Source organism: Duganella lactea, from assembly GCF_009857505.1.
Lineage (GTDB): Bacteria > Pseudomonadota > Gammaproteobacteria > Burkholderiales > Burkholderiaceae_D > Rugamonas > Rugamonas lactea.
Genome location: NZ_WWCP01000044.1, coordinates 16,570 through 35,381, shown reverse-complemented (window position 1 = coordinate 35,381; position 18,812 = coordinate 16,570). Strand labels below are relative to the sequence as shown.

The 18,812-nt window shown below is 63.4% G+C and carries 14 protein-coding genes; 10 read left to right on the top strand and 4 right to left on the bottom strand.

Annotated features, from left to right (window positions below):
* Positions 1–377: 377 nt before the first annotated feature.
* Entirely contained in the window at positions 378–1,685 is a 1,308-nt protein-coding gene (locus GTP44_RS23835; RefSeq protein WP_161021371.1) for a sugar MFS transporter, read from the bottom strand.
* A 202-nt stretch (positions 1,686–1,887) separates the two neighbouring features.
* Between GTP44_RS23835 and GTP44_RS23830 the strand changes: the two genes are divergently transcribed.
* On the top strand, positions 1,888–3,027 hold the full coding sequence (locus tag GTP44_RS23830; RefSeq protein WP_161021370.1) for a sensor histidine kinase: 1,140 nt from the start codon (positions 1,888–1,890) through the stop codon (positions 3,025–3,027).
* Between the two features lie 62 nt (positions 3,028–3,089).
* Here the strand turns inward: GTP44_RS23830 and GTP44_RS23825 are convergent, their stop codons facing one another.
* Positions 3,090–3,332 carry a hypothetical protein gene (locus tag GTP44_RS23825; RefSeq protein ID WP_161021369.1) on the bottom strand — a complete coding sequence of 81 codons (243 nt, stop codon included), beginning with the start codon at positions 3,330–3,332 and terminating at the stop codon, positions 3,090–3,092.
* A gap of 154 nt (positions 3,333–3,486) precedes the next feature.
* Here GTP44_RS23825 and GTP44_RS23820 point away from each other — a divergent pair, with 154 nt between their 5' ends.
* Positions 3,487–4,458, top strand: a complete 972-nt coding sequence (locus GTP44_RS23820) for a ribonuclease T2 family protein (RefSeq protein ID WP_161021368.1) — start codon at positions 3,487–3,489, stop codon at positions 4,456–4,458.
* A 6-nt stretch (positions 4,459–4,464) separates the two neighbouring features.
* Here the strand turns inward: GTP44_RS23820 and GTP44_RS23815 are convergent, their stop codons facing one another.
* Positions 4,465–5,208 carry an SDR family oxidoreductase gene (locus GTP44_RS23815; protein ID WP_161021367.1) on the bottom strand — a complete coding sequence of 248 codons (744 nt, stop codon included), beginning with the start codon at positions 5,206–5,208 and terminating at the stop codon, positions 4,465–4,467.
* A 109-nt stretch (positions 5,209–5,317) separates the two neighbouring features.
* Between GTP44_RS23815 and GTP44_RS23810 the strand changes: the two genes are divergently transcribed.
* From GTP44_RS23810 to GTP44_RS23775, 8 genes are all read left to right on the top strand, one after another.
* Entirely contained in the window at positions 5,318–6,247 is a 930-nt protein-coding gene (locus GTP44_RS23810; protein WP_161021366.1) for a LysR family transcriptional regulator, read from the top strand.
* A 19-nt stretch (positions 6,248–6,266) separates the two neighbouring features.
* Entirely contained in the window at positions 6,267–7,337 is a 1,071-nt protein-coding gene (locus GTP44_RS23805) for an SGNH/GDSL hydrolase family protein (protein ID WP_161021365.1), read from the top strand.
* A 1-nt stretch (position 7,338) separates the two neighbouring features.
* The gene (locus tag GTP44_RS23800) at positions 7,339–8,589 is read left to right on the top strand and encodes a right-handed parallel beta-helix repeat-containing protein (protein WP_161021364.1); all 1,251 of its coding nucleotides are present in this window, start codon (positions 7,339–7,341) and stop codon (positions 8,587–8,589) included.
* A gap of 97 nt (positions 8,590–8,686) precedes the next feature.
* Positions 8,687–11,059, top strand: a complete 2,373-nt coding sequence (locus tag GTP44_RS23795; protein ID WP_161021363.1) for a glycoside hydrolase family 127 protein — start codon at positions 8,687–8,689, stop codon at positions 11,057–11,059.
* Positions 11,060–11,281: 222 nt separating this feature from the next.
* Positions 11,282–12,553, top strand: coding sequence for a dicarboxylate/amino acid:cation symporter (locus GTP44_RS23790; RefSeq protein WP_160988740.1), 1,272 nt, complete (start codon positions 11,282–11,284; stop codon positions 12,551–12,553).
* A 27-nt stretch (positions 12,554–12,580) separates the two neighbouring features.
* Positions 12,581–13,570, top strand: a complete 990-nt coding sequence (locus GTP44_RS23785; protein WP_161021362.1) for a porin — start codon at positions 12,581–12,583, stop codon at positions 13,568–13,570.
* Positions 13,571–13,614: 44 nt separating this feature from the next.
* Positions 13,615–15,441 (top strand): sensor histidine kinase, encoded by a 1,827-nt coding sequence (locus tag GTP44_RS23780; protein ID WP_229257056.1) that lies wholly within the window; start codon positions 13,615–13,617, stop codon positions 15,439–15,441.
* The gene (locus GTP44_RS23775; RefSeq protein WP_160988742.1) at positions 15,438–16,772 is read left to right on the top strand and encodes a sigma-54-dependent transcriptional regulator; all 1,335 of its coding nucleotides are present in this window, start codon (positions 15,438–15,440) and stop codon (positions 16,770–16,772) included. Before GTP44_RS23780 ends, GTP44_RS23775 begins: the two co-directional genes overlap by 4 nt.
* On the opposite strand, the gene GTP44_RS23770 is transcribed toward GTP44_RS23775, so the two are convergent.
* Positions 16,769–18,781 carry an AsmA family protein gene (locus GTP44_RS23770; RefSeq protein ID WP_229257055.1) on the bottom strand — a complete coding sequence of 671 codons (2,013 nt, stop codon included), beginning with the start codon at positions 18,779–18,781 and terminating at the stop codon, positions 16,769–16,771. The genes GTP44_RS23775 and GTP44_RS23770 overlap by 4 nt on opposite strands.
* Between the last annotated feature and the right edge of the window lie 31 nt (positions 18,782–18,812).

The following is an 18,812-nucleotide window of genomic DNA, read 5'->3' as shown; positions in this document are numbered from 1 at the left end:
GCCGCCTTTGCTACCTGAAGGAGGCGAAGTTTTCGGCGTTTTGACGCCCGCAGTCCGTCTGGACCACGAAAAAGGTGGTTCTGGACAGCAAGACAAGTGCCAAAAGGTCTGAAGCCGCCGTGCGAATACGTCCACAGCCGGCGTTTTCTCAGCACATCAGTTCAAATCAGCAGTAATTCGAAGTCCCCGGTAGTCGTTAGAAATTTTTTCACTTTATGATGGTCTCTGCTGTCGGACCGGTCTGGGCCGCCAATCGTGAGGATAGCATCTTGCCTGTGTGTAAATGTTCACGGTTTGTCACAACACGGCAACGGTTCGAGCGCGCATAAAAAATGCCTGCTCGCGGCAGGCATTTCGAGGATCAGCCAATGTGTCGCTTACGCGGCTTTCTCCGCCGGGAAGGCGTTGGTGGCTTTCGAGCCCCAGATGGCGTAGAACAGCACGTACAGTTCGCACACTGCGGTCAGCAGGAAAGACAGTTGCAGGCCGACGGTGTCGGCCAGCCAGCCTTGCACCACCACCAGCGCGCCGCCGGCGATGGCCATGATCAGCAGGCCGGCGCCTTCTTCGGTCAGTGGGCCCAGGCCTTTGATGCCCAGCGTGAAGATGGTCGGGAACATCACCGAGTGGAACAGGCCGACCGAAATCAGCGCCCACATGGCGACGCTGCCGGTGCCCAGCGCGGCGATCATCATCACGATGAACGCGCCGATCGCGCAGAACGCCAGTACGCGCTCGGCGGTGGTCTTGTTCATGGCCCAGGCGCCGACGAAACGGCCGACCAGCATGCCGCCCCACAGCAGGAACAGGTAGTGCGCGCCTTGCTCGTGGCTCAGGCCACCAATCTCGGGCTGGGCGGTGAAGTTGATGAACAGGTTGGCCACGCCGATCTCGGCGATCAGGTAGATGAAGATGGCGGGGATGCCGAACACCAGGTTGCGGTGCTTCCACAGCGACAGCTTTTCACGCTCGGCGTCGGAGACGCGGCTGGTGGCGCCGTGGTGCATCGACGGCATCTTGAAGCGGGCGATCACCAGTGCCAGGATCACCAGCACGCAGGCGACGATCAGGTAGGGCAGTTGCACGGCTTGCGCGTCGGCCAGCTTTTCGGCCTGGGTCAGCACGCGGCCCGCTTCGGCGGTGCCGGAGTTGGAGCGGCCCAGGATCAGGTAGGCGCCGAACAGCGGCGCCAGCGTGGCGCCCAGCGAGTTGAACGCTTGCACCAGGTTCAGGCGCGAGGACGCGGTCTCCGGCGAACCCAGCACGGCCACGTAGGGGTTGGCCGACACTTGCAGCAGCGTGATGCCGCAGGCGATGATGAACAGCGCCACCAGCGTGACGCCGTAGGACGGCATGCGCGCGGCCGGGATCATCAGCAGGGCGCCGGCGGCCATCATGACCAGGCCGAACACCATCGATTTCTGGTAGCCGATGCGCTCGATCAGGCGCGCCGATGGAATCGAGGCGAAGAAGTAGGCGATGAACCAGACCGATTCGATCAGCGTGGTCTGGGTGTAGTTCAAGTCGAACACGCTGCGCAGGTGTGGCAGCAGGGTGTTGTTGATGACGGTGATGAAGCCCCAGGTGAAGAACAGGCTGGTCAGCAGCGACAGGACGGCGCGGTTGCTGCTGCCGTTGGCCTGCGACGGCACGGAACTGGTGGCGGTGGAAATCGGAGCGGGCATGGCTGTCTCTGGTAGTTTTCTTAACCTTGTATGCTATAGCACTGCTCGTATGTTCTCCAATGCCAAAAAAATCATTATCAATAACATTTGGGTATAGCTGGTGATAAGCTGGCGTGTGGCGCCCATGTTTTATGCGCTTAATCATGTCACGCCCCTTGCTTTTTCAGTAAGCTGGCCGTTGCATTTGCTTGGGAGCGCCGGCATGACCTTTGCAACCGATAAGAAAGACGACGAGGAAGGCCTGTCGCCAACCTCGCAGGCCATGCTGGCGATGCGTCAGCAGGTGTTCGACCTGTGGGAGACCGCCGTGCGCGGCCACATCGACGAGGCGCAAGCGGTGTCCGGTCCGATTCTGGTCAATACCCTGCCGGCCTTCTACGACAATATCGCCGAGGCGTTGACGCCGTCCTATCCGCGCGAACACGGCGCCAGCAACACCACGGCGATGTCCTCCCATGGCGGCGAGCGGGCGCGCATGACCACCTTTCGCGCGGATCAGATCATTCTGGAGTATCAGCTGTTCCGCGACGCGATCACTGTCGCCGCGCACCGCCATGGCGTGCACTTTTCCGCCGAGGAATGGCGGGTGGTGGAAGTGTCGATCGATGCGGCGGTGCGCGACGCCGTGCGCGAGTTTTCGCTGATTCACGAGCGCATGCGCGAGCGGCTGGCCGCCACGCTGTCGCACGATATGCGCAATCCGCTGTCGCTGATACTGGCGGCTGCCCAATTGATCACCCACAGTCCGGACATTGAGGTGGCGCGTCGCATGGCGCTGAAGATCGGGGCGGGCGCCCAGCGTCTGCAACTGATGCTGGCGCAGCTGGTGGATGTGCTGACGCTGGAGCGCGCCGCCCGGCTGCCGCTGGTGATGGCGGAATTCGATATCCGCGATGTGGTGGCGGCGGCGGCGCAGCAGTTCAACGTTGGCGGCGATCTGCCGGTGGTGGTGGACACGGTGTCGGTGCGCGGCTACTGGTGCCGCAGTTCGCTGTATCGCGCGCTGGAAAATCTGCTGATCAACGCCATCAAGTATGGCGATGGCGGCAGCGTGCGCATCAAGGTCGGTGGCGCACAGGGGCGGCTGATGCTCAGCGTCCACAACACCGGCAATCCGATTGCCGAGGACCGGCGCGAGCAGATTTTTCAGTACCTGCGGCGCGATGATGGCAACAGCGTGACGGAGGGCTGGGGCATCGGCCTGCCCTATGTGCGCAGCGTGGCCGAGGCGCACGGCGGCAGTGTGGCGGTGGACAGTTCCGCAGCAAGCGGCACTACCTTCATCATCGATATTCCGGTCGATTGCCGACCGTTTGCCGACGCGCCAGTGCCGGCGGGGTGAGGGGCCTCGGCGCCTTGAAGGAGGGCGCCCGAGGCCGAAGGTACTAACGCATTACTTGGGCATTACTTGGTGGTGGTTGGCGGCTCGGTGGTGGTCGCCGGTGGCGTGGTGGTGGCCGGGGCGTTCGGGTCTGCCGGCATGTTATTGGCCGGTGGTGGCGTGACCGGCGCCGGCGTGGCGGCCGGCGCTGGCGTGGCTTCCGGCACCGCAGGCTGATCCATCTCTTTCTTCTGGCAGCCGCTGAGAATGGCAGCCGTGGCGATCAGGGCGCAGGCAAACTTGCCGGTCAGATGAAATTGTTTCATTTTGGACTCCTTTAGTTGGATGAATCGAACTGTTATCTTAGTCATTCCTGAGGTCGCGCCGTATCGGCGTGCTTGCATTCGCTTTGTAGGACTACTGCCCGTGTGATAGCCTTCGGTACAATTTTGGCCTCTGTTCAACTTCCTGGGAGTAACCATGCGTCTCTATATCGCCGCCGTGCTGCTGGCCTGTACCGCTTTGGGTGCGGGCGCCAGTGAATCCGCCAGCGGCAGTTTTACCGCCACCAAAAGTTGCGAGGCGTATTCCTCCTTTGCCAAGCGCAGCAATCCGGGCGATATCAAGATCAGCGCCGGCACGGCCTACACCGTCCGCGAAATCAACAAGACCGATTACGACTGGGTGCGCATCGAGGTTCCCGGCGCGGAGCCCAGGCTGCGCTGGGTGCAGCGCGAGTGCGGCAAGCCGGAGCTGGAAGAGCGCGCGGAGCGCACGGCGGTGCGAGGCGGTGGCGAAGTGTGCTCGCTGCCGAACCAGCAGGATAGCTACGTGCTGGCGATCACCTGGCAGCCAGGCTTCTGCGAACATGTCAATTACAAAGGCAAGAAGCCGGAATGCGACGCCATGAACAGCGGCGCGCTGGAAGCGAAAACGCTGAGCCTGCACGGCTTGTGGCCGAACAAGAAGGAGTGCGGCACCAACTACGGCAGCTGCAACGGCCCGGCTTTTTCGCTGAGCCAGGACACCATCGAGCAGGTCGCGCCGTGGATGCCCAACTTCCGCTACGAGCGCACCTTCGGCGCCTATGAGTGGAACAAGCATGGCAAATGCCAGTCGCTGCCGCCGGACGAGTACTTCCTCAAGGCCGTCTCCGCGGTGCGCGTGGTGAATGATTCGGAAGTCGGCAAGATCGTGCTGGGCAGCACCGGCAAGAGCTTCCGCGTCACCGACTTCTTCGATCGCGTGAAAGCGCGCTACGGCGAGCAGGTCGCCAACACCATCACGCTGGTGTGCACGCAGCGCAAATACCTGCAGGAGATTCGCGTATCGCTGGCGCTGGACTTCGCCACCGACCGCGATCTGCCTCAGATGGTGGCCAACGCCAAGCCAGCCGCCAGCCGCACCGCCAACTGCGCCGACGACATCTACGTCGAAGCAGCCGGCAGGTAGGTGCGGTCAGGCCGCGAAGCCGCCGTCGATCAGCAGGTCGGCGCCGGTGACGAAGCCGGCTTCCGGCCCCGCCAGGTAGGACACCATGGCCGCCACTTCAGCGGCGGTGCCGTGGCGTTTCAGCGCCATCAGCCCGTGCATGCCGGCGGCGAAGTCGCTGTCGGCCGGATTCATGTCGGTGTCCACCGGGCCTGGCGAGATGTTGTTGACCGTGATATTGCGCGCGCCCAGATCGCGCGCCATGCCTTTCACCAGGCCGATCAGCGCCGATTTGCTCATCGCGTAGGCCGCGCCGCCCTCGAACGGCATGCGCTGCGCGTTGGTGCTGCCGATGTTGATGATGCGGCCGCCGTCCTTCATGTGTTTGAGCGCCGCCTGCGAGGCGACAAACACGCCGCGCACGTTCACTGCCAGCGTGCGATCAAAGTCTTCCAGCGCGAACTGCTCCACCGGGCCGAGATGCAGCACGCCGGCGCTGTTGACCAGGATGTCGAGGCGGCCGAAGCGTTCGGCCACGCTGTCGATGGCGCGGGTCAGCGAGACGGCGTCGGCGGCGTCGGCCTTGATGGCGACGGCCTCGCCGCCGGCGGCCTTGATTTCTTCCACCAGCGCCTCGGCGGCGATGGCCGAAGCGGCGTAGCCGATGGCGACACGCGCACCTTCACTGGCCAGGCGGCGAGCCGATGCCGCGCCGATGCCACGCGAACCACCGTTGATGAAAGCGACTTTGCCGTTGAATTTCGTGTTCATGATAGATTCCTTTCGGGTTGGTTGATGAACACAGTATGGTCGCCGTCAGCTTATCTTTGTAGTCATTAATTTTTGTGTACAGTTTCAACCGATGGTATAAGATGGCGCCATGTTCACCGAATTAAGCAGCTATCTGGACGCCTTCATCGCCGCTGCCGACGAGGGCAGCTTCTCCGCCGCCGCGCGCCGCCTGGGGCTGACGCCGGCCGCCGTCAGCAAAAGTGTCAACCGGCTGGAACTGCGGCTGGGCGTGCGGCTGTTCCAGCGCAGCACCCGCAGCCTGGCGCTGACCACCGATGGCGAGCGCCTGTACGGGCAGGTGCGGCTGCCGTGGAGCGAGATCGGCGACGCGCTGACGGATCTGAGCCAGGGCGCCGGCAAGCCGGCCGGCACGCTGAAGGTGGGGCTGGCGCACACGGTGGGGCGCACGTACTTTGTGCCGCTGCTGGACGAGTTCACACGCCGCTATCCCGACGTGGTGCCCGACCTGTATTTCGATAACCGGCAGGTCGATCTGGTGGCGGACGGTTTCGACGTCGCCATCGGCGGCGGCATTGAGCTGACCGACGCGCTGATCGCGCGCGAGCTGGCGAGCATGCAAATTGTGCTGGTGGCGTCGCCGGCCTATTTGACCGCGCATGCGGCGCCGTCGCAACCGCAGGAACTGGCGCGCCATCGCGGCCTGCTGCGGCGCTCATTGAGCACCGGCCGCCTGGTGCCATGGACCTTGAAGCACAGCGGCGGCCAGGAAGTGCTGGCCAGCGTGCGGCCGGTGGCGGTGATGGACGATCCCGAGGCGCTGGCGTGCGCCGCCGCCAGCGGCATGGGCATCGCTATGCTGCCGCTGGCGCACGTGTTGCCGCTGCTGGACAGCGGCGCGCTGGTGCGGGTGCTGCCCGGCTGGTATGCTGAAACGCGGCCTTTGTCGATCTACTACTCCAGCCGCAAGCTGGTGCCGGCCAAGGTGCGGGTGTTTGTCGATTACGTGGTCGAACAGTTCCGCGCCAGCGGCCATGCGGCGCGGTTCCGCGCTTTGTAACCATAGAAGAGAGGTATCAATGAAGTTCAAGCTTGGATTGGTGGCGTTGTTATTGGCGGGGCAGGCGCTGGCGGATGTTTTCATCGCTCCGGATAATCAGCAGTTGCAATACACCGGCCGCATCGACTTCGCCGACCGCGCGCGGCCCATGCTGTCCTGGCCGGGCAGCAGCATCGAAGGCAAGTTCACCGGCCCGAGTCTGGCCGTGAAGCTGGACGACCAGCTGGGCAAGAACTTTTTCAACGTGTTTATCGACGGCGACTACAGCAAGCCGCTGATTATCGAAGCGCGGCGCGGCAGCGTCACCTACCCGGTCGCCGCAGGCTTGACGCCGGGTGCGCACAGCTTTCTGATCACCAAGCGCACCGAGGGCGAGGAGGGCGGCACCTGGTTCCAGGGACTGGAACTGGCCGACGGCGGCGCGTTGCTGGCGCCACCGCCGCGGAAAAAGCGTCATATCGAATTTTTCGGCGACTCGATCACCACCGGCATGGGCAACGAGTCGCCGGACGATGGGCCGGACGACCGTCTGCGCGACAAGAACAACTTCATGTCCTACTCGTCGATCACCGCGCGCGCGCTGGACGCGGAAGCGCACATCACGTCGCAGAGCGGCATCGGCGTGATGATCAGCTGGTTCCCGTTCACCATGCCGGACTTCTACGACCAGCTTAGCGCGGTCGGCGACAACGATAGCCGCTGGGACTTCAAGTCCTGGACGCCGGATGTTGTGATCATCAACCTGCTGCAAAATGACAGCTGGCTGATCGACCGCGAAAAGCGCCTGTCGCCAGTGCCGGACGACGCGCAGCGCATTCAGGCCTACCGCGGCTTCGTGCAGAAGATACGCGCACTGTATCCGAACGCTTACATTGTCTGCGCGCTGGGCAGCATGGACGCGGTGCGGGAAGGTTCCAAGTGGCCGGGCTATGTGCGCACGGCGGTGGACCAGATGCGGCAACTGGGCGACCAGCGCATCGACACCATTATCTTCCCATGGACCGGTTTCGGTGGCCATCCGCGCGTGAAGCAGCATCAGGCCAATGCGGCGCAACTGACGACCTTCATTCGCCAGAAGATGGGGTGGTGACATGAAAGCACTGCTGATATTCCTGTTGTCCGCGCTGGCCGTCGTCAACGCGCATGCCACCGACTATTATGTCGCCCCGAACGGTGACGACAACGCCGCCGGCACGCAAGCCGCGCCATGGCGGTCGATCATGCGCGCGCAGCAAGGCGCACAGGCCGGCGACACCGTTTATTTTCGCGGCGGGCGCTATGTGTACACCGAAGGCGTGAATCAGTGCGCCAGCCGCACGGATACGGTGAATGGCGTCTCCCTGAACAAAAGCGGCAGCGAAGGGCAGCCGATTCGCTACTGGGCCTATCCCGGCGAGATGCCGGTATTCGACTTCGCCGCCATGAAGGACAATTGCCGCGTCAAAGGCTTCAGCGTGACCGGCAGCTGGCTGCATTTTAAAGGGCTGGAAGTGACCGGCGCGCCGCAGCAGCCGCAGAACCGCCTCAATCACGAATCATGGGGCGTGTGGAACAGCGGCAGTCATAACATCTTCGAGCAGCTCAATCTGCACCACAACATGGGGCCCGGCCTCTTCATCAAGGGCGGCGCCTACAACCTGGTGTTGAACACCGATTCGCACCACAATTACGATCCCTACACCTCCAACGGCGCCGGCCAAAGCGCCGACGGTTTCGGCGCGCACGTCAAGGCCAATCAGCCGGGTAATGTGTTTCGCGGTTGCCGCGCCTGGGCCAATTCCGATGACGGCTTTGACCTGATCAACGCCTACTCGCCGGTCGTCATTGAACACTCGTGGGCGTGGCAGCAGGGCTATCTGCCGGGAACGCACACGCCGCTGAAGGACGGCAATGGCAACGGCATCAAGGCCGGCGGTTACGGCGGCAAGTATGTGCCGAATGGCGTCAAGCACATCGTCCGCAACTCGGTTGCCTTCGATAACAAGGCGGCCGGTTTCTACGCCAATCATCATACGCTGGCGCTGGACTTCATCAACAACACCGCTTTCGCCAATGGCGCCAACTATAATATGCTCGGCATCGCGCCGGACGGCTCGCCGCTCAACCTCGGCAACCTGCGCAACAATATCGCCTACAAGGGGCGCCTGACCATACACACCGAAGGCCTGGAGATGGCGCATAACTCATGGACTTTGCCGAGCGCCGTGACGGATGCGGACTTTGAAGACGTCACCACCAGCGGCTGGGACGCGCCGCGCCAGCCCGACGGCAGCCTGCCGGTGCTGCGCAGCTTCCATGTGCGACCCGGCAGCCCGCTGGCCGGCATGGGGGCGTTTAACTGACCTTGTGCAGAATTCGTCATTGTTTGTGAAGCCCGAAAACAAGACGGGGAAGACGGTACGGCGTACATTATCAGAATACTGATTATTAAGGATAGCCATGCGACCGTCTTCATCCTTTCAGCAGCGCCGACTGATTTTGCAGGGCTCCGCCGGCCTTGGACTGGCGTCGGGCCTGAGCGCCAACGCCGCCACGCCGGGCGGCGCGGTGCCTGCGACCGCCAGGGCATTGCCGCTATCGTCGGTGCGCCTGCTGCCGTCCGTGTATGCCGATGCGGTGCAGGCCAACCAGGCCTACCTGCTGCGTTTGAGCGCCGATCGCTTCCTGCATAACTATCACCGCTTTGCCGGCTTGCCGACCAAGGGCGCCATTTATGGCGGCTGGGAGTCGGACACCATCGCCGGCGAGGGCCTGGGCCATTACCTGTCCGCGCTGGCGCTGATGCACGCGCAAACCGGCGCGTCGGCGCTGAAGCCGCGCATCGATTACATCGTCGCCGAACTGGCGCGCGTGCAGCAGGCGCAGGGCGACGGCTATATCGCCGGCTTTATGCGCAAGCGCAAGGACGGCAAGGTGGTCGATGGCAAGGAGATCTTCCCCGAGATCATGCGCGGCGAAATCCGCTCGGCCGGCTTTGACCTGAACGGCTGCTGGGTGCCGCTGTATAACTGGCACAAGGTGTTCGCCGGCCTGTTCGACGCGCAGACTTACGCCGGCAACGAGCAGGCGCTGCAAGTGGCCATCGGTCTGGCCGGTTATATCGATAAAGTCTTCGCCGCGCTCAGCGACGAACAGGTGCAGCAGGTGCTGAACTGCGAGCATGGCGGCATCAACGAAAGCTTCGCCGAGCTGTATGCGCGCACGCAGGACAAGCGCTGGCTGGCATTGGCTCAGCGCCTGTACCATACCAAGGTGCTGCTGCCGCTGACGCAGGGCCGCGACGAACTGGCCAATCTGCATTCCAACACGCAGATCCCCAAACTGATCGGCCTCGCGCGCCTGCACGAGCTGACCGGCCGCCAGAGCGACGCCACCGCCGTGGACTTCTTCTGGCAGCGCGTGACGCGGCACCACAGCTACGTCATCGGCGGCAACGGCGACCGCGAATACTTCTCGGCGCCGGACACCATCGCCGCGCACATCACCGAGCAGACCTGCGAAGCCTGCTGCAGCTACAACATGCTGAAGATGACGCGCCACCTGTACAGCTGGGCGCCGGACGCCGCGTATTTCGATTACTACGAGCGCACGCATCTGAATCACATTCTCGCGCACCAGAATCCGCGCACCGGCATGTTCACTTATATGACGCCGCTGATGTCCGGCGTGGCGCGCGAATACTCCAGCGAAGAGAACGACTTCTGGTGCTGCGTCTTGTCCGGCATGGAGAGCCACGCCAAGCATGGCGATTCGATCTACTGGGAGAATGGCGACACGCTGTTCGTCAATCTGTACATTCCATCGACGGTAACCTGGGACAGCACCGGCGCAAAGCTTGAACTGACCACACGTTATCCGTTTGAGGGCGACGTTGATCTGAAGGTGCGCGGCCTTGCGGGAGAGCGGCAGTTCACGGTCGCACTGCGCATTCCTGCATGGGCCGGCCAGCATGCCTTGCTGGTCAACGGCAAGCCTTACGCCGCGCGGCACGAGAAGGGCTATGCGTTGATCCGCCGCCGTTGGAAGGCCGGCGATACGGTGCGCCTGTCGCTGCCGTTGGCGTTGCGGCTGGAATCGGCGGCAGGCAACGACAAGGTGGTGGCGCTGCTGCGCGGTCCGATGGTGCTGGCGGCAGACCTGGGCGCGTCCGACAAACCATACAGCGGCGTGGCGCCGGCACTGGTGGGCGCCAATATCCTTGGCTCGTTCAAGGAATCGGACAGGAGCCAGTCTGTCTATCGCAGCGTGGGCAGCGGCCGGCCGGGCGACATGAAGTTCCAGCCATTCTTCTCGCAGTATGAGCGGCGTTCGGCGGTGTACTTCAACGCCTATACCGAGCTTGAATGGGCGGCTTCGGAGGTCGCCTTCCGCAAGGAGGAGGCGCGGCTGAAGGACCTGGCCGACCGCTCGGTGGATGTGATGCACCTTGGCGAAATGCAGCCGGAGCGCGATCACGACCTGCAATCGGACATTTCGAATCCGGTGTCCTACCGTGGCCGCAACGGCCGCGACGCGCGCACTGGTGGCTTCTTCAGCTTCCGCATGAAGTGCGCAAATGGGCCGCTGGTGCTGCAGGCCAGCTATTGGGGCGAGGAGCGCAACCGCGATTTCTACATCAGCATCGATGGCGAGCGCATTGTCCGCGTCAAGCTCGATGGCAGCAGTCCGGGCGTGTTTATCGACCGCGATTATCCGGTGCCGGAGCGCCTCACCAGCGGCAAGAGCAGCGTGGTGGTACGCTTCGATCCGGAGCCGGGTCACACGGCGGGACCGGTATTCGGCGTGCGCCTGTTCACCGCAGTCGCGACCTGACGCTCCAACTCGTCCAACTTTCCATACAAACCCCTCCTCCCGCATCTGAAAAATCATGCGGCACTGTATTGATGTGCTGTAATTTCTCCAAGGAATCTCCTTTCTAGTCAAAGGCTTACGGCGCTCAAGGGCGCCGTTTTTGCGCTGGCACAGCCATTGCTATCCAAGCCCCAATCCCGGTGCTTGCCGGGGCATACAACGACAAGAAAATTGGAGGAGCCAGTGAAAAAGACCCGCCCGTTAACGCTTTATATCCTGATCGCGATGGTGCTCGGCGTCGCCGTCGGCTACGCGTGCCACGAAACCATCGCCGATAAAAAGCTCAGCGCCGATATCGCCGCGCACATTTCCATCGTCACCGACGTCTTCCTGCGGCTGATTAAAATGATCATTTCGCTGCTGGTGTTTTCGACGCTGGCGGTGGGCATCGCCCACATGGGCGACGGCAGGGCCGCCGGCCGCGTGGGTATGAAGGCGATGGCGTGGTTCGTCATCGCCTCGCTGGTGTCGCTGACGCTGGGCATGGTGTTGTCGAACCTGATGCAACTGGGTTCCCACCTTGGCCTGCCGCTGCCACCGGCGGATGCTGCCACCGGCCTGAAAACCGCCGCCTTCACGCTCAAGGACTTCGTGGCCCACATGGTGCCGAAGTCGCCGATCGAGGCGATGGCCAATAACGAAATCCTGCAGGTGCTGGTATTCGCCATCTTCTTCGGCGGCGCGCTGGGCGCGCTGGGCGAGTCCGCGCGCCAGCTGACCAATGTGGTCGATCAGCTGGCGCAGGTCATGCTGCGCATCACCGGCGTGATCATGAACCTGGCGCCGATCGCGGTGTTCGCGGCGATGGCCTCGGTGATCACCACCAACGGCCTGGCCATCCTCGGCACCTTCGCCAAATTCATGGGCGGCTTCTATCTGGGGCTGGTGTGCTTGTGGGCGCTGCTGATCCTGGGCGGCTTTTTGTTCATCGGCAAGCGCGTGTTCCGCCTGATCGCGCTGATCCGCGAACCGTTCCTGCTGGCGTTTTCCACCGCCAGCTCGGAGGCGGCGTATCCCAAGCTGCTGGTGGCGCTGGACCAATTCGGCGTCAAGCGCAAAATCTCCAGCTTTGTCATGCCGATGGGGTACTCGTTCAATCTGGACGGCTCGATGATGTACTGCACCTTCGCCGTGCTGTTCATCACGCAGGCTTACGGCATCGAACTGTCGCTCGGCACGCAGATCACCATGCTGCTGCTGTTGATGGTCACCTCGAAAGGGATTGCCGGCGTGCCGCGCGCGTCGCTGGTGGTCATCGCCGCCACGCTGAACCAGTTCCACATTCCGGAAGCCGGCCTGTTGCTGTTGATGGGCATCGACCAGTTCCTCGACATGGGCCGCTCGGCCACCAACGCGGTCGGTAACGCCGTCGCCACGGCGGTTGTCGCCAAATGGGAAGGCGCGCTGGATGAGGAAGTCGTACCGCAAGCAGCCGACGAAAAAATCGCGGCATAAAAAAAATACAAACAACTGGAGACACACATGCAGAAATTAGTCATAGGCGCGCTGGCGCTGGTATCCCTGGGCGCGCAGGCGCAATCGTCGTTGACCGTGTACGGCGTGGCCGACGCCGGCCTGGTGATGGAGCGCGGCGGTGACGCCGGCGCCGTCCAAAAAATTGGCAGCGGCGTGGCGTCCAGCTCGCGCATCGGTTTCAAGGGCAAGGAAGACCTGGGCGGCGGCACGGTGCTGACCTACGTGCTGGAAAATGGCTATTCGATCGACACCGGCGCCGCCAAGCAAAACGGTTCGCTGTTCGGCCGCCAGGCGCTGATCTGCGTGTCCGGCGACGCCGGCTCGCTGAGCATCGGCCATCAGTACACGCCGTTCTACAAGACGCTGAACAACGTGGCCGATCCATTCTCCACCGGCATGGCGGGCAATGCGCAGAACATCTTTGATGGCACCACCCGCGTCAGCAACACGGTGGAGTACATCACGCCGCGTGTGGCCGGCTTTTCGGCCGATGTGCAGTACGGCTTTGGTGAAGTGGCCGGCGACACCAGCAAGAACCGCTACCTTGGCGCCAGCGGCACTTACGAACAGGGTTCGCTGACGGTGGTGTTGGCGCACCAGCAGTACGACAACCCCACCGGCACTGCCCACAGTCGCAATACCTTGCTGACGGGCCGCTATCGTTTCGGCGCCATCACCGGCCATGTGGCGCATGCGCGCAACCGCGATCTGCTGGGCGCGCAAAGCCACGACACGCTGGTCGGCTTCACTGCGGAACTGAGCGGCGCCAACCACCTGTTTGCCTCCTTCATCGACCATCGGGACGAGACGTCGGCGCGGCAGCATGCGCGCCAGGCGGCCATCGGCTTTAGCCACAACCTGTCGCGCCGCACCGATGTGTACGCGGCTTATGGTCATATCAATAACAGCAACGGCGCGGTTTTCCGCGTTGGCACCGCCGCCGACAACGGTTCCGGCACGACTGGGGTTAACCTGGGTGTACGTCATGTGTTTTAATGCGCATTGCAAATGACAATACATGACAATACGCAGGGGAGACTATGGCAACATCGCACACCGCCGCGCCAGCGCGGCCGGCACGCAGGCTATGGCGCCGGCTGATGCGGTGGGTGGTGGTGCTGGCCGTCGCCCTGGTGGTGGCATGGCTGGCGGGACGCTGGGCCAATGATGCGGCCATCGACAAGCTGCGCGTGGCCAGCGCGCAGCGGCTCGACGGCTATGCGGTCAGCCTGGAGAACCTGCTGTCCAAATATGACTTCTTGCCCGGCACACTGGAGCTGAACAAGGATGTCATCGCGCTGCTGCAGCGCCCCGGCGACGAGGCGCTGCGTGCGGAGGTCAACGCCTATCTGGAGCAACTGAACCGCCGCTCCGGCTCCACCACCATCTATATCGTCAACCTGAAAGGCGTGACGCAGGCTGCCAGCAACTGGCGTTCGCGGCAGAGCTTTGTCGGCGACTATGTCGCCTTTCGTCCTTACGTGCGCGATGCCCTGCGCGGCATGCCCGGCGGCTTTTACGGCGTGGGCACCACCAGCGGCGAGCCGGGATACTTTTTCGCGCACGGGATTTATTATCAGGGCCGCATGCTGGGCGTGGCCACCGTCAAGGTCAACATCGAACGGCTGGAGCAGGGCTGGGAGCAGGACGCCGGCAAGGTGCTGCTGGCCGATGCCAACGGCGTGGTGTTCCTCAGCTCCGTCCCGGAATGGAAGTACCGCACGCTCAAGCCATTGCCGCTGGCGGTGCAGCGCGAGCTGGAAGAGTCGCGCCAGTATTTTTCCCATCCGCTGGCGCCGTTGGGCCAGCGCGAGCTGCGGCAGTTGGACGGCGGCGCGGCACTGGTCACGTTGCCCGGCGATCAACGCACGCCGTTACTGAGTTTGACGCGCTCACTGGCGCCGCGCCATTGGAGTTTTGTCTATCTGTCCGATTTGAGTAGTGCCAGCGCCAGCGCGCGCAGCGTGTTCCTGTTTGCGTTGCTGGTGCAGGCCTTGCTGGTGCTGCTGGTGCTGTACGCGCGCCAGCGCAAGCAGACCCGCGATCATCTGGAGGTGCTGGTGGCGGAGCGCACCGCCAGCCTGCGAGAGATGACGCATCATCTCAGCGAAGAAAACAGCGTGCGCCGCGCGGCCGAAGAAAAGCTGCGGCGCGCGCAGAGCGAGCTGGTACAGGCGGGGAAAATGGCGGTGCTGGGCCAGATGGCGGCCGGTATGACGCATGAACTCAACCAGCCGCTGACGGCCCTGCGCACCATGTCCGACAACGCGCAGGTACTGATCGAGCGCGGACGGCTGGATGACGCCAAGGGCAACCTGGCCACCATCTCGCAACTGGTGGCGCGCATGGGCGCGCTGACCGGCCAACTGCGCCAGTTCGCCCGCAAGTCCGACGCCAGCCTGGCTGCGGTGGCGGTGGTGGCGGCGGTGACGTCGGCGCTGTTCCTGGTCGAGCGGCGCGTGGAGCAGGAGCGGGTCAACTTCCGCATGCTGGTGCGTGATCAGGATGTGCAGGCGCTGTGTGACAGCAACCGGCTGGAGCAGGTGCTGGTCAACCTGTTCAACAACGCACTGGACGCGATGGCCGATTGCGACAACCGCCAACTGACCGTCAATATCGAACGCGCCAACGGACGCGCGCTGATCGCGGTGACCGACAGCGGCCCGGGCATACCGGAACAGATCCGCGCCCATTTGTTTGAACCATTTTTTACCACCAAGCCGCAGGGCAAGGGACTGGGATTGGGACTGGCGATTTCCGAGCAGATCATCCGTGAATTCGGTGGCGAGTTGCGCGCCGAAGCGGTGGCTGCGGGGGGCGCCCGTTTCGTCATTGTCCTGCCACTGGCGGAGCAGGAGACAGCATGAAGGTTTTATTGATCGAAGACGACGCCACCGTGCGCGCGGGCAGTGTGCAGGCGCTGGATCTGGCGGGTTTTGAGGTAGAGGCCTTCCACGCCGCCGAACCGGCGCTGGCGCGCATCACGCCCGGCTTTGCCGGCATTGTGGTGAGCGATGTGCGCCTGCCGGGCATCAGCGGGCTGGAATTCATGGCGGCGGCCAAGGCCATCGATCCGCAGTTGCCGGTGGTGCTGGTCACCGGCCATGGCGACATCACCATGGCGGTGGGCGCGATGCGCAACGGTGCCTACGACTTTATCGCCAAGCCTTATTCGTCCGAACAATTGGCCGACGTGGTGCAACGCGCGCTGGAGACGCGGCGGCTGATGCTGGAAGTGGCGGCGCTACGTCACCGTATCGAGCATGGCGAAGGCATCGAGGCGACGCTGCTGGGTGACTCCGCGCCGATGCGCGAACTGCGCAAACTGATTCTCGACCTGGCCGACGAGCCGGCCGATGTGCTGATCTACGGCGAAACCGGCACCGGCAAGGAGATGGTGGCGCGCTGCCTGCACCAGTTCAGCCGCCGCAAGCAGCGGCATCTGGTCGCGCTCAATTGCGGCGCCATCCCGGAGACGATCTTCGAGAGCGAAGTGTTTGGTCATGAGTCGGGATCGTTCACCGGCGCAGGCAAACGGCAGATCGGCAAGATCGAACATGCGGACGGCGGCTCGCTGTTCCTCGATGAAATCGAAAGCCTGCCGATGGCCTTGCAGGTCAAGCTGTTGCGCGTGCTGCAGGAGCGGTATATCGAGCGGCTCGGCTCCAACAGCCAGATCCCGGTGGATGTGCGGGTGATCGCCGCCTCCAAGGTCGATCTGAATGAATGGTCGGAACAGCAGAAGTTCCGCAGCGACCTGTATTACCGTTTGAATCTGATCGTCCTCAATCTGCCGCCGCTGCGCGAACGGCGCGAGGATATTCCGCTGCTGTTCGAGCATTTCCTGTTGGGCGCCGCCGCGCGCTACAAGCGCGAAGCGCCGCCGGTGCCGGGACCGTTGATGCAGTCGCTGATGGCGCACAGCTGGCCGGGTAATGTGCGCGAGCTACGCAACATCGCCGAACGCTATGTGCTTGGCTTGTCCAGTGGCGCGGACGGGCTGCTGTCCCAACGCAGCCTGGCGCCGGTGCCGCTGGCCGAGCAGGTGGGGGCGTTTGAACGCGCCGTCATCGAGCAGGAGCTGCGCAAGGCCGGCGGCAGTGTCACCGCCGTCAGCATCGCGCTGGCCGTGCCAAAGCAAACGCTGTATTACAAGATGCAGAAGTACGGACTGGCGACCGAAGGTTACAAGCTTTAAGGTTTTTTCACCGGCTGGGTTCTGGCTTCGTAGCGGGTTTTGTTGGCCTCCGCCAGCAGCGCCTTGCAGTCCACGGGATCGACCTTGCCGGTATTGATCAGGGGGATCACGGCGGCCAGCGGGGCGACGGTGGCCAGCGCGACGGCGGCGCCGGCCTTCAGCGCGAGCGGGCCGGCCTGCGGACCGACCTTTGGATCGGTGAAGGTGCCCCTGGCGTACAGCGGGGTGCGCAGCGAGACGATGCGCACACCCTTGGTTTGCGGACGCACGTCCAGATCCAGCGTTTCCGTCGACAGGTCGACATAGCCGTTGACGTTGATGACGGCTTCCTGGGTGTCGACCACAAAGCGGCGCGTGGTCGCCTTGCCGTGCTCCACCACAAAGTCGCCGGCCATGCAGTTCAACTGAATCTGCTTGTCGCCGAACATTTTGACGAACACCAGATTGGCGATGTTCAGGCCCGCCGCCTCCAGCACGAATTTGCTGACCGAGCCTTCGCTGACGGTGCTGCCCATTTCGCCGCTGGAGGTGGCCAGCATGGCGGAGACGGAGTTGCCTTTGCCCGCCAGCGCCGCGTCGGCGCTGATTTCACCCACGCTGGCCTGCATCGATTGCAGTTTCGGGAACAACTGGTTGATCTTCAGGTGGCGCGCGGCCATGCGCACTTGCGCGTCGATCTGCTTCTGGCGGCCATCGAGCTTGATGTTGGCGCTGATGTCGCCGCCGGCCATGCCGAAGTTCAGCGGCGTAAGCGTCAGCACCTTGTTGTTCATCTTGATGTGGGCCTGGATGTCGCTCAGCGGAATATCGTGGGTGCGCACCAGTTTTTTGCCGGTGAATTTGACATCGGCGTCCAGCGCATCCCATTTGGCGGTATTGAACTGTTCCACCGGCAGGGCCTTGTCTTCCGGCTGATTTTGCGGCTTGTTGCGTTTGGCCTTGGCGGTATTGCTCTCGGCGCCGATAGTCGGGCCTAGGTCTTCAAGTCGCAACTGGCGCGAGGTGATTGCACCGCTCAGCAGCGGGCGCGGTTGGCGCGGGCTGTAGGCCAGCGTGCCTTCCAGATCGCTGCCGCCGACGGTGCCGTTGAAGTTCTTGTAGGTCCAGTTCCAGTCGGTGCCGGACTTCTTGCCGATCAAGCGGCCGGTGGTGGCGTAGGGCGGCGTTTCGGGCAGCAGCACGCCGGTCAGCGGATACAGATCGGCCATGCTGGCGCCGCCCAGCGACAGCTTCAGGTCCAGGCCCGCCGGCGAGCGCGGGTCGGTGAGGATGCCCTCGACGGCGATTTTGTTGCGGGCCAGGTTGGCGTTGGCCTGCACCGGGAAGCGGGTGTGCTCGTCGGTGAGCGCAAGCACCTTGCCAAGCTTGCCGCCACCGGTGACCGGGGCGTTGCGGTAGCTGCCGCTGAGGTCAAACTTGATGCCGTATTTTTGCGCGTCCGGGCCTTCGTTGATGCCGGTGGCTTTGGCGCGCAGATCCAGCTTGATGCCATCGTCGATGTAACGCAGGTCGCCTTCGCCCAGCGTCAGGCGCTGGATGTCGACATCCCAGGCCGAAGGGCCGTTGTGCTTGAAGGTCCAGGTGTTGCTGCCGTCGGCGCGGCGCTGGGCCGCCAGCGTGATGCCCTCGACCGCCAGGTCGGTGATGGCCACTTGTTTGTGCAGCAGCGGCAGCGGGTGCAGCGCGACGGTGATGGTGCCGGCGCTGGCGAGTTTCGGGCCGGCCGAGGTCCATGTCGGGTTGGTGATGTAGACGTCATTGGCGCTGATGCGCGGGCGCGGCACGTAGCGGCGCCAGCCCGGTTCGGCGGCGTCGCCTTGTTCCCAGTGCACGCGCAGGTCGCCGTTGATGGCGAATTCACGGCCGATGGTGTCGGATACCCGCTGGTTGATCCAGGGGCGGGCGCGGTTCCAGTCGAAGGTCATCAAGAAGATGACGACGGCGAGCAGCACCAGTAACAGCGCGGCAAACACCCCGGCGATAATTTTGAGTGGACGCGGGTTTTTCATGGTTACGATGCTACGCCTTGGGCGGCGCGGC